The following is an 11,711-nucleotide window of genomic DNA, read 5'->3' as shown; positions in this document are numbered from 1 at the left end:
AGGAAACCTCTTGACGAGGTTCATAAATTTACTGGCTATTCGGCACGCTGTTGAGTTCTCAAAGAACACGCGCTCACCATCACTCATCACAACCAGGTGATTCGATCCGGGGCTTGATGTCCGCCGCGCTCCGTTCCGGTCTCTCTCCGGCCCGTTCCGCGCTGGCAGAGAGAAAGTTACACCCCGCCTAACGCGGAGACAAATCGGGGGTCTGGAGGCGCGTCTTCGCAGGTAGTACCCCCTGCGCGGCCCGTCAAACCGGATCATGTGTGATCGGGACCACTCAGACCAGTTTTCCATGCGGTGTGGACGGCAGGTGGACGGCCACCGACAGCCCCCCGCCGGGCACCGCGGTGGCGTGCACCTGACCCTCGTGAGCTGCGACGGCGGCCCGCACGATGGACAGCCCGAGCCCGGTCCCCGTACGCGCCGTCCGGTCGACCCCACCCCGGCGGAACGGCTCGAACAGCTCCTCCACCCGATCCGGCGCGACAACCTGCCCGGACGACGACACCCGCAGCAACGTCCACGAGACCCCACCCTCGGTGCGCACCTCGATCCACCCACCGGGCACGTTGTGCCGCACGGCGTTCTCCAGGAGGTTCCCCGCGATCCGCTCCAACAACGCCGGGTCACCCACCGCGGGCGCCGGTGCCCGCAGGAACGACACCCGGAGCTGGCGCTCCTCGGCCTCCACCCGTGCGGACCTCCACGCGGACTCCACCACGGCGTTGAGGTCCACCGGCTCGCGCACCGCCAACCCGAGCCCGTCCGTGCGCGCGAGCAGCAGCAAAGCGCTGACCAGCTGTTCGGCCCGCTCCGTCGCCCCGCGCACCACCCCGGCCATGCGGCGCAGCTCCTCGGCGTCGGCGTCCGGGTCGGCGAGCGTCACGTCCAGCTCCGTCCGGACCACGGCGAGGGGGGTGCGCAGCTCGTGGGAGGCGTTGGCGACGAACCGCCGTTGCGACTCGAACGCGGCCTGCAACCGATCGAGCATCTCGTCGAACGTGTCGGCCAGCTCGGCGACCTCGTCCCGGGGCCCGTCCAGCCGCAGCCGCTCACCCAGCGACTCGGCGGACAACCGGCGGGCCGCGTCGGTCACGTCGTGCACGGGTTGCAGGACGCGCCCGGTGATCGTCCACGCGAGCAGGGCCGCCGCGGCGACCACGCACAGGAACGCGATGGAACCGGATCGCAGCACGTCGTCCCGGGCTTGTTCGCCGAGCAGGTCCATCAACGCGCCGGCGTCCACCTCGCGCCCGTCCACGATGACGGTGCTGCCCTCGGCGAAGCGGGGTGAGGAGGCGATGACCCGGCCGACGAGCAGCCAGCCGAGCAGGAGCAGCAGGCCGCTGACGAACGCCACCAGGCCGGTCGCGAGGAGGGTGAGCCGCGTCCGCAGCCCGGGTCCGCGCCTGCGGACCAACTCACGGTTCAGTGGAACCTGCCGTGGGCACGCGGTAGCCGGAGCCGACGACCGTGTCGATGATGCCCGGTTCGCCGAGCTTCTTGCGCAGCGTCATCACGGTGACGCGGACGGTGGTGGTGAACGGGTCGGCGTTCTCGTCCCAGACCCGTTCGAGCAGTTCCTCGCTGGAGACCACCGACCCCTTGGCCGCCAGCAGCACCTCCAGCACGCCGAACTCCTTGCGGGTCAGCTCGACGGGCTGCCCGGCGCGTCGCACGGTGCGCCGGGCCGGGTCGAGCTCCACGTCGCGGGCGGTGAGCAGCGGCGGGGTGGCCGGGGTGGCGCGGCGGGCGAGGGCGCGCACGCGGGCGACCAGCTCGGGGAAGGCGAACGGTTTGGCCAGGTAGTCGTCCGCGCCGAGGGACAGGCCCGCGACCCGGTCGTCCACCCCGGCGCTGGCGGTGAGCATCATGACCCTGGTCAGGGCGCCGGAACTGAGGATTTCCTTGCACAGCTCGTCGCCGGACATGCCGGGCAGGTCGCGGTCGAGCACGACCACGTCGTACCGGGTCACGGTCGACTTCTCGTGGCCGGTCTCGCCGTCGTAGGCCACGTCGACCGCCATACCTTCGCGCCGCAGGCCACGCGCGATCGCGTCGGCCAGCGGCACCTCGTCCTCGACTACCAGGATCCGCACCACACAAAGGTGCCACACATCCCTGAGAAGGTGCTTAGCGTCAAGCTGTCGACCGCTCAGGTCGAAAGAGGAAAAGAGTCCTCGCCGGACGGGCAGATCAGCAGGATGACGGGTTTTGGGCGGTCCGTGCGGTTCCAGCGGGGGCCGGGTTTCGTGTCATCCCGCCGACCTCCCCAAGGGCAACCACACGCGTCAAGGGGGCGGCAGGGGTTCACCGCCGGGCAAGCCTCGGACAAGCCCCCTTGACACGCGCGGTTGGGCGGAGCCAGGTCGGCGGGATGACACGAACCCCTCCTTTGGGAGGAGGGGTTGCAGTGTCAGCGGGTGCGTTCGACGACGACGGTGTTGGCGGTCTGGAGTGCCCGCAGTTGGAGGAGGGCCGGGTGGTCCTCGGCGAGGCGGGCGGCGTTGAGGAGGGAGCGCAGGGCGGCGGTCTCGCCGCGGGCGCGTTCCAGGGTGGCTCGGGCTTCCGCGCGGGCCAGGAGTTCGGTCAGGGCGGCCTTGCGGAGCTCCGTGGGCATGACGACGTCGCGCACGGCCACTTCACGCAGGTCGATGCCCAGGGTGGTGGCGCGGGCGGTGACGGCGGTGTGGACCTCGGTGGCGATGGCGTCGCGGGAGTGGTCCACCTCGTCGTGGGCGCGGGTGAGGACCGCGGCGCGGAGGGCTACCTGGACCTGGAGGTGCAGTTCGACCTCGGGGGCGGCGGCTGCCTGGACGAAGCGGGCCGCGTCGGAGATCGCCCAGTGGAGGACGAGCGTGACGCGGATGAGGACGCCGTCCGCGGTGGGGATGTCCTGCCAGCCCGGTGTGTGGGAACGGGGTCGGACGTCGACGCGGTGGACCACGTGGCGGAAGCCGCGGCGGTGGCGGCCGGGTTCCAGGACTTCCACCAGCTTGCCGTGGCGGAAGACCACACCGCGTTCCCACGGCATGAGCGTGTGCTTCACCGGTCCCCCCTCCTGCCGCGCGGACCGCGACCCCGGCCGTGGGGCGGTGGGCGGGAGCACGGGGCTCGCAAGGCCCTGCGCCCCGTGGTCGACCGGGGTCGCGGCTTGGGTGTCGCAACCCGCCGCGTTGGCAACGCGCCTACTGAAAGGTGTGCCCGGCTGTGAGCGCGGAACTCGGGTTCGGCAGTGCCGTCCGAGCCGCTGACCGGGCGTGGGGAGGGTAACCGGCTACTTCTCGACCGTCGCGTCCATTTCCGCGGGCTGGGCGGCGACCACCCACTCGGTGATGCGGCGGGAGACGTCCTGGGCGGTCAGGCCGATGTCGGTGAGGACCTCGCCGCGTTCGCCGTGCTCCTGGAACTCCTGGGGGATGCCCAGGTCGCGGAGGGGGACGTCCACTGAGGCGTCGCGGAGTGCGGCGGCCAGTGCCCAGCCGAAGCCGCCGTGCCTGCCGTTGTCCTCGACGGTGACGACGAGGCGGTGGTCAGCGGCCAGGGTGACCAGGTCGTCCGACACGGGGAAGACCCAGCGGGGGTCGACGACGGTGACGCCGATGCCCTGGTCGGCGAGGCGTTGGGCGGCGGCGAGGCCGAGTTCGCCGAACGCGCCGACGGTCACGAGGAGGACGTCGGAGCCGGAGCGGTGCAGGACGTCGACCGCGCCGATCCGTTCGAGGGCGGGCAGGTCGGGGCCCACCGATGCCTTCGGGTAGCGGATGACGGTGGGTGCGTCGGGGATGCGGACGGCCTCGCGGAGTTCTTCGCGCAGCGAGGCGGCGTCGCGGGGGGCGGCCACGTGGATGCCCGGGATGAGGCCGCAGATGGACAGGTCCCACATGCCGTGGTGGGAGGCGCCGTCGGGGCCGGTGATCCCGGCGCGGTCGAGCACGACGGTGACGCCCTGCTTGTGCATGGCGACGTCCAGCAGGAGCTGGTCGAACGCGCGGTTGAGGAAGGTGGCGTAGATCGCCACCACCGGGTGCATGCCGCCCATGGCGAGGCCGGCGGCGGAGGTCATGGCGTGCTGTTCGGCGATGCCGACGTCGAAGCAGCGCTCGGGGTAGAGGCCCGCGAACTTGTCCAGGCCTGTGGGGCCGCGCATGGCGGCGGTGATGGCGACCAGGTCGGGGCGTTCGCCGCCGAGGGTGGCCAGTTCGTCGGCGAAGACGTGGGTCCAGGTGCGCTTGGACGGGCCGATGTTCTCGCCGGTGATGGGGTCGATGACGCCGGTGGCGTGCATCTGGTCGGCCTCGTGGTTCTCGGCGGGAGCGAAGCCGTTGCCCTTGCGGGTGACGGTGTGCACGATCACGGGTCCGCCGAAGGACTTGGCGCGGCGCAGCGCCGATTCGAGGACGGCGTGGTCGTGGCCGTCGACGGGGCCGATGTACTTGAGGCCGAGGTCCTCGAACATGGCCTGCGGGCTGAGGGCGTCCTTGATGCCGCGCTTGGCCGCGTGCAGGGCCGCGTAGAGGGGCTTGCCGACGAACGGGGTGCCCTGGAGGGCGCTCTTGCCGCGTTCCAGGGCGCGCTCGTAGCCGGGCTGCAGGCGCAGCGACGACAGGTGGTCGGCCAGGCCGCCGATGGTGGGCGAGTAGGACCGGCCGTTGTCGTTGACGACGATCACCACCGGGCGGTCGGTGCCGGAGGCGATGTTGTTCAACGCCTCCCAGCACATGCCGCCGGTCAGGGCGCCGTCGCCGACGACCGCCACGACGTGCCGGCGTTGCCCACCGAGCTGGTAGGCCTTGGCCAGGCCGTCGGCGTAGGACAGGGCGGTCGAGGCGTGGCTGTTCTCCTCGACGTCGTGCTCGCTCTCCGACCGGGAGGGGTAGCCGGACAGGCCGCCCTTCTGGCGAAGCGTGTCGAAGCCCTCGCGACGGCCGGTGAGGATCTTGTGCACGTAGCTCTGGTGGCCGGTGTCGAAGACGACGGAGTCGTGCGGCGAGTCGAAGACCCGGTGCACGGCCATGGTCAGCTCCACCACACCGAGGTTGGGCCCGAGGTGCCCGCCGGTCCGGGAGACCTTGTCGACCAGGAAACGCCGGATCTCCTCGGCGAGCACGACCAGCTCGTCCGGTCCCAACCGTTTCAGATCCGCCGGTCCGTGCACGGATTCCAGCAGCGTCACTCGCTCCACCTCACCCTGTGGTACGGCTCCCCGATTCGTCCGGTCAGTCTACGGACCGCGGGCTGAGACGCCTTTCAGCGAACGGGCTCCAGCAGGGCGACGCATTCCACGTGGTGCGTCATCGGGAACGCGTCGAAGGCCCTGAGCTGGGTCAACTCGTAACCGAGCTGGGCGAAGGAGGCTACGTCGCGGGCCAGGGCGGCGGGGTCGCACGCGACGTAAACCACACGGGCGGGTCGACTGCGGGCGATCGCGGTCACCACGACCTTGCCCGCGCCCTTGCGCGGTGGGTCCAGGACCACGACGTCGGGTGGCAGGTCGGTGAAGTCGGGCGAGTCGAGCACGGCTTCGGTGCGGCCCGCGTACCAGCTGATCTGCGGGTGGTCGGAGAGGTTGAGCTTGCCGTCGGTGACCGCGCCGTGCGAGGACTCGACCACGGCGACCGATCCGGAGGGGCCGACCTGCTCGGCGAGCACGGACGCGAACAGGCCCACGCCGCCGTAGAGGTCCCAGGCGCGTTCGCCGGGCTGGCAGTCCGCCCAGTCGCCGACGACCTTGGCGAAGGTGTCCGCGGCGGCCGGGTGGACCTGCCAGAACCCGTCGGCGCGCAGGTTCCAGGTGCGGCCGGCGGCCAGTTCGGTGGCGGTGCCGCTGCCCTGGCGGAGGCGGGACGGTCCGGGGACGGGACGGCCCCGGCGGATGACCGGCGGGCCGATCTCGGTCAGGTGCGTGCGGCCGCCGGCGTCACGGGTGATGACCAGCTCGGACTTGGGCGGCCAGGTGCGGTCGACCACGTCGTCGAGGGCGTCGGGCACGGCGATGACGCAGTCGTCGACCGGGATGACGTGGTGGCTGCGGTGGGCGCGGAAGCCGGGGCGGCCGTCCGGGCCGACGGCCATGCGCATCCGGGTGCGCCAGTCCTCGGGACCGCCGGGCAGGTCCTCGACGATGACCTCCCAGTCGAGCTTGGCCAGGCGGTGCAGCTGCTCGCTGATCACGGCGGCCTTGAGCTCCCGTTGGGCCTCCCACGACGCGTGCTGCCAGTCGCAGCCGCCGCACAGGCCAGGCCCGGCGAACGGGCACGGGGCCTGCACGCGGTCCGGTGAGGCCTGGAGCACCTCGACGGCATCACCGCGGCAGAACGAGCCGCCGGTGTCCTCGGTGATCCGCACCACCACCCGTTCGCCGGGCAGCGCGTGCCGGACGAACACGACGCGGCCCTCGTGCCGGGCGACGCAGTGCCCGCCGTGGGCGACCGCGCCGACCTCGACCTCGATCAGCCGCTGCTTCCAGGTCGCCGTCACTTGCCGTCCCCCTGGTCGTTCCCGCCGCGCTTGTCCAGGCCGCGCCGGATCGCGCCGGGCGCCACGACGTCGTCCTTGTCGGTCACCTTCGAGGATGAGGCCAGCTGCCACGGCACGCTGGTCACCATCACGCCCGGCTGGAACAGCAGCCTGCCCTTGAGCCGCAGCGCGCTCTGGTTGTGCAGGAACTGCTCCCACCAGTGACCGACCACGTACTCCGGGATGAACACGGTCACCACGTCGCGCGGGTTGTCCGTGCGGACCCGCCTGACGTAGTCCAGGACCGGTTTGGTGATCTCGCGGTAAGGCGACTCGATCACCTTCAGCGGCACCTTGAAGTTCTCCTTCTCCCAGTCGCGCACCAGGCGGCGGGTGTCGCCGTCGTCCACGTTGACGGTCACGGCCTCCAGGATGTCCGGCCGGGTCGCCTTGGCGTACGCCAGGGCGCGCAGGGTCGGCATGTGCAGCTTGGAGACGAGCACCATGGCGTGGTTGCGGGCGGGCAGCAGCTTCTGCCGCTCCTGCTGGCGCAGCTCCTCGGCGACCCGGTCGTAGTGCCTGCGGATCGCCGTCATCAGGGCGTAGAGGGCGGCCATCGCGGCGATGGCGATCCACGCGCCCTTGGTGAACTTCGTGATCAGCACGACGACCAGCACCGAGGCCGTGAGCGCCAGGCCGAACGCGTTGATCGCCTGCGAGCGGCGCATCCGGCGGCGCGCCATCGGGTCGGCCTCGGTCTTGAGCAGCCGGTTCCAGTGCCGGACCATGCCGGTCTGGCTCATCGTGAACGACACGAACACGCCCACGATGTAGAGCTGGATGAGCTTGGTGACCTCGGCGTCGAACGCGATGACCAGCACGATCGCCGCGCCGGCGAGGAAGACGATGCCGTTGCTGAACGCGAGCCGGTCGCCGCGGGTGTGCAGCTGGCGCGGCAGGTAGCGGTCCTGGGCGAGGATCGAGCCGAGCACCGGGAAGCCGTTGAACGCGGTGTTCGCGGCCAGGACGAGGATCAGCGCGGTGACCGTGGTGATGAAGAAGAACCCGACCGGGAAGCCCTCGAACACCGCGCCCGCGATCTGGGCGACCATCGTCTTCTGCTCGTAGCCCTCGGGCGCGTTGACGAGCTGGTGCGCCGGGTCCTCGGCCATCTTCACCCCGGTGAGCTGGGCCAGCACGATCAGGCCCATCAGCATCGTGACCGCGAGCATGCCCATCGCCAGCAGCGTGGTCGCCGCGTTGCGCGACTTCGGCTTGCGGAACGCCGGCACGCCGTTGCTGATCGCCTCGACGCCCGTCAGCGCCGCGCTGCCGGACGAGAAGGCGCGCAGCACGAGGAACAGGAACGCCAGGCCCACGAGGTGGTCGTCCTCGGCCCGCAGTTCGAGCCCCGCGCTCTCGGCGCGCATCTCGTCGCCCAGAACGAAGCCGCGGAACAGGCCGTAGCCGATCATGAAGATGATGCCGGCCATGAAGGCGTAGGTCGGGATGGCGAACGCGCTGCCGGACTCGCGGATGCCGCGCAGGTTGATCGCGGTGAGCAGGACGATCGCGACGACCGCGAACTCGGCCTTGTGGGTGGCGACGAACGGGATGGCCGAACCGATGTTCGCCGCGGCGGCGGAGATGGAGACCGCGACCGTGAGGATGTAGTCGACCAGCAGGGCGCTGGCCACCGTCAGGCCGGCTCTGCGCCCCAGGTTGACCGTGGCGACCTCGTAGTCGCCGCCGCCGGAGGGGTAGGCGTGCACGTTCTGCCGGTAGCTCGCGACGACCGTGAGCATCACGACGACCACCGCCACACCGACCCACGGCGCGAGCGCGTAGGCCGACAGACCCGCCACCGAGAGCACGAGGAAGATCTCCTCGGGGGCGTAGGCCACGCTCGACATCGCGTCCGAGGCGAACACGGGCAGGGCGATGCGTTTGGGCAGCAGGGTGTGGGCTAGGCGATCGCTGCGGAAGGGCCTGCCGACCAGGAGGCGCTTGGCCGCGGTTGCGAGCTTGGACACGGGTCGAGAGCGTAAGGGGTGGTGACCACCTGAGCGTTGTCGTCGGGTAAGCACCATGTCGCTTGTGACGTGGGTCGCGGGTCCGATGCGGGTGGTGTTCGCGTGTGCGACGGGTGTTCGTTCGCGTGTTCGACGGGTGTTCGCTCAGGGCGGCGGGTACCGGCTCGACGGGGCCGGCGCCGTTCGGGAGGTGTGCGGTGCCGGGACGCAGGTCCGACACTGCTCTCGCTCGTCCATTAGGAACGGTAGGTTCTCCGTAGGCGTCGTTCGGGGAGGCTTTCGTGCACGTGGTGATCATGGGCTGCGGCCGGGTGGGCTCGTCCCTGGCCAAGGCACTCGAACGCCTGGACCACCAGGTCGCGGTGATCGACAAGGACGCGCAGTCCTTCCGCCGGCTCGGCTCGGACTTCCACGGCCAGCAGGTCGTCGGCAACGGGTTCGACCAGAAGGTGCTGATCGCGGCCGGTGTGGAGCGGGCGGGCGCGTTCGCGGCCGTGTCCAGCGGCGACAACTCCAACATCATCTCGGCCCGGGTGGCGCGGGAGACGTTCGGGGTGGAGGCGGTGGTCGCGCGGATCTACGACGAGAAGCGCGCCGCGGTGTACGAGCGGCTGGGTATCCCGACGGTGGCGACCGTGCCGTGGTCGACCGACCGGTTCCTGCGGATGCTGCTGCCCGAGGGCACCGCGACGGCGTGGCGCGACCCGTCGGGCAGCGTGGCCGTGCTGCCGTTGGAGCTGCACGAGGACTGGGTCGGGCGCACGGTGCGTGACCTGCAGGAAGCCACCGGGTGCCGGGTGGCGTTCGTGATGCGGTTCGGCACCGGCGTGCTGCCCGACTCGAAGACCGTGTTCCAGGCCGACGACCAGGTGTACGTGGCCGCCCTGTCCGGCACCGTGACCGATGTGGCCGCGGCTGCGGCTCACGCGCCCGAGGAGAGCTGAGTGCGTATCGCCATTGCGGGTGCCGGTGCGGTGGGTCGGTCCATCGCGGCCGAGCTGGTGTCCGACGGGCACCAGGTGATGCTCATCGAACGGGACCGGAACCACTTCGAGCCGCACACCGTGGACCAGGCCGAGTGGGTGCAGGCCGACGCGTGCGAGCTGTCGTCGTTGGAAGACGCCGGGATGCAGCTGTGCGACGTGGTGATCGCGGCCACCGGTGACGACAAGGTCAACCTGGTCGTGTCGTTGCTGGCGAAGACCGAGTTCGCGGTGCGGCGCGTGGTGGCGCGGGTGAACGACCCGGCGAACGAGTGGCTGTTCACCGAGTCGTGGGGGGTGGACGTGGCCGTGTCGACGCCGCGCATCCTGTCCGCGCTGGTGGAGGAGGCGGTGACGGTCGGCGACGTGGTGCGGCTGATGACGTTGCGCCAGGGTCAGGCGAACCTCGTGGAGATCACGCTGCCGGGTGACACCCCGTTGGCAGGGTCCCCGGTGAACGGGCTGGCGCTGCCGCGGGACGCGGCGCTGGTGACGATCCTGCGGGGTGGCCGGGTGATCGTGCCGACGCCCGATGACACGCTGGAGGGTGGGGACGAGCTGCTGTTCGTGGCGGCGGCGGATGTGGAGCAGGAGATTCGGTCGGCGTTGGGGTACTGACCCGTCTCGGCTGTTTCGCTGACCGGCTGTTTCGCGGCGGGCTGTTTCGCTGGCCGGGTGTCCTGCTGCGCTGGTCGTGGCAGGTCAGGGTGGGTTCAAGAGATTAAGAGCGTCCTCGCCGGACGGGCAGATCAGCAGGATGACGGGGTCTCGCGGTCGACTCCCCTACCAGCGTGGGTCGGGGTCCGTGTCATCCCGCCGACCTCCACAAGGGCAACCACACGTGTCAAGGGGGCCGTACCAGCGTCAGGTGCGGTCCGGCTCCGAGTGCCCCCTTGACACGCGCGGTAGGGCTGCGCCAGGTCGGCGGGATGACACGGACCCCTCGATTGAGAGAAGGGGGCAGTGGACGGCCGCGGCGCTGCTGGTGCGGGTTATCTGTCCTCGGCCCGGGCCGGAGACGGGGCGGGGCGTTGTTCGGTCGAGGTGTCGAGCAGTTCGTCGTAGATGGTCGGCTTGGCCTCGGTTTGGGCTCGGAGGCGTTGTTCCGCTTCGCGGTTCTCCTCCTCTTCCCTGGCCAGGGCGGCCTTGAGGCGCTTGTCCGAACGGCGCACGGCCCACACCGTGGCGACCAGGGCCACGGCCATCAGCGGGTAGCCCATGGCCAGGCGGGCGGCTGCCAGCCAGCCCACGGAGGCCTCGTCGTAGAGCCAGCGCTGCACCACGAACCGGGCGCAGAAGACCAGCGCCCACACGAGGGTGGCGATGTCGTAGTCGCGGACGGTGGCCTTGTCCTTGCGCCACGCCGTGCCCTGGCCGTTGAGGAATGACCAGATCACGCCCGCCAGCGGCCACCTGACCAGGATCGACCCGATGAACACGCCGCCGTAGACGAGGCTCTGCCAGATGCCGAACAGGAAGAAGCCCTTGGCGTCGCCGGTCCGGTAGGCGATGAACGCGGCGATGCCGACGCCGAAGACGGCCGAGACGGCCGGCTGCACCGAGCCCTTGCGCATGGCCAGCACGATGCCGATCACGACGGAGAACCCCAGCGCGCTCCAGATCGCGGGCATGAGCCCGGCGAACGCGTTGACCAGCACGAACACCACGACGGGCAACGAGGAGAACAGCAGGCCGCTCACGCCGCCCATCTGCTCCAGGAGGGTGGGCTGCTTCTCGGACTCGTTCACAGGTGTCATGAAGCGTTCTGCAACTCGTAGTAGGGGTTGTAGAGCACCTTGCGCCCGTCCCGGACGGCGATCCGTCCTCTGGCCTTGATGGTGCGGCCGGGCTCGATGCCGGCGATCCGGCGACGACCGAGCCAGACCAGCGTCACGCCCTCGGTGCCGTCGTACAACTCGGCCTCCAACGTGGCGGCGGCGTCACGCGGGCACAGCTCGACGCTGCGCAGCCTGCCCAACACCGTCACCTCCTGACCCGACTTGCAGTCGCACGCGCGGATGGCCCCGACGGCCTCGGCTTTTCGGGACAGGTCGTCGGCGTCCAGCTCACTGACGTCGGTGGTCAGCCGACGCACGAGGCGGCGCCAGTAGCCACCCCCAGTACCAGTCATCCCCGACTCCTGGATTGCGCGGGGCCTCGACGACGAAGCCCGTCCAACAGCCAGCGTAACCGGGTACACCCGACCGGGTATCCGACTGGGGGAGGATCT

General features: G+C 70.6%; 10 protein-coding genes. 2 read left to right on the top strand and 8 right to left on the bottom strand.

What is annotated here, in order from left to right:
* Nucleotides 1-283: 283 nt before the first annotated feature.
* From AB0K14_RS37845 to AB0K14_RS37820, 6 genes are all read right to left on the bottom strand, one after another.
* On the bottom strand, nt 284-1,426 hold the full coding sequence (locus AB0K14_RS37845) for a HAMP domain-containing sensor histidine kinase (RefSeq protein ID WP_360460162.1): 1,143 nt from the start codon (nt 1,424-1,426) through the stop codon (nt 284-286).
* Between the two features lies 1 nt (nt 1,427).
* Entirely contained in the window at nt 1,428-2,105 is a 678-nt protein-coding gene (locus tag AB0K14_RS37840; RefSeq protein WP_360460160.1) for a response regulator transcription factor, read from the bottom strand.
* Between the two features lie 317 nt (nt 2,106-2,422).
* Entirely contained in the window at nt 2,423-3,055 is a 633-nt protein-coding gene (locus tag AB0K14_RS37835) for a slipin family protein (RefSeq protein ID WP_360460158.1), read from the bottom strand.
* Between the two features lie 228 nt (nt 3,056-3,283).
* Nucleotides 3,284-5,182 (bottom strand): 1-deoxy-D-xylulose-5-phosphate synthase, encoded by a 1,899-nt coding sequence (gene dxs, locus AB0K14_RS37830; RefSeq protein ID WP_360460156.1) that lies wholly within the window; start codon nt 5,180-5,182, stop codon nt 3,284-3,286.
* A 74-nt stretch (nt 5,183-5,256) separates the two neighbouring features.
* Nucleotides 5,257-6,486 carry a class I SAM-dependent RNA methyltransferase gene (locus tag AB0K14_RS37825; protein ID WP_360460154.1) on the bottom strand — a complete coding sequence of 410 codons (1,230 nt, stop codon included), beginning with the start codon at nt 6,484-6,486 and terminating at the stop codon, nt 5,257-5,259.
* Nucleotides 6,483-8,498, bottom strand: coding sequence for an APC family permease (locus AB0K14_RS37820; protein ID WP_360460152.1), 2,016 nt, complete (start codon nt 8,496-8,498; stop codon nt 6,483-6,485). Before AB0K14_RS37820 ends, AB0K14_RS37825 begins: the two co-directional genes overlap by 4 nt.
* 281 nt (nt 8,499-8,779) lie before the next feature.
* Between AB0K14_RS37820 and AB0K14_RS37815 the strand changes: the two genes are divergently transcribed.
* On the top strand, nt 8,780-9,442 hold the full coding sequence (locus AB0K14_RS37815) for a TrkA family potassium uptake protein (protein ID WP_360460151.1): 663 nt from the start codon (nt 8,780-8,782) through the stop codon (nt 9,440-9,442).
* Nucleotides 9,443-10,099 (top strand): TrkA family potassium uptake protein, encoded by a 657-nt coding sequence (locus AB0K14_RS37810; RefSeq protein ID WP_360460149.1) that lies wholly within the window; start codon nt 9,443-9,445, stop codon nt 10,097-10,099.
* 374 nt (nt 10,100-10,473) lie between these two features.
* Here AB0K14_RS37810 and AB0K14_RS37805 read toward each other — a convergent pair whose 3' ends face one another.
* Together AB0K14_RS37805 and AB0K14_RS37800 are read right to left on the bottom strand one after the other, a co-directional pair.
* On the bottom strand, nt 10,474-11,238 hold the full coding sequence (locus tag AB0K14_RS37805; RefSeq protein WP_360460147.1) for a DUF3159 domain-containing protein: 765 nt from the start codon (nt 11,236-11,238) through the stop codon (nt 10,474-10,476).
* Nucleotides 11,235-11,612: an OB-fold nucleic acid binding domain-containing protein gene (locus AB0K14_RS37800; RefSeq protein WP_033437072.1), complete on the bottom strand. Its 378-nt coding sequence runs from the start codon at nt 11,610-11,612 to the stop codon at nt 11,235-11,237. The genes AB0K14_RS37805 and AB0K14_RS37800 overlap by 4 nt, the downstream gene beginning before the upstream one ends.
* Between the last annotated feature and the right edge of the window lie 99 nt (nt 11,613-11,711).

Origin of the sequence: Actinosynnema sp. NPDC050801, assembly GCF_040673975.1 — a bacterium.
GTDB lineage: Bacteria > Actinomycetota > Actinomycetes > Mycobacteriales > Pseudonocardiaceae > Actinosynnema.
This window is presented reverse-complemented; position numbering and strand designations above follow the sequence as displayed.

Excerpts from the sequence above, each read along its gene's own strand:
- AB0K14_RS37800 (WP_033437072.1), bottom strand. The coding sequence starts at position 11,612 with ATGACTGGTACTGGGGGTGGCTACTGGCGCCGCCTCGTGCGTCGGCTG.
- AB0K14_RS37805 (WP_360460147.1), bottom strand. The coding sequence starts at position 11,238 with ATGACACCTGTGAACGAGTCCGAGAAGCAGCCCACCCTCCTGGAGCAG.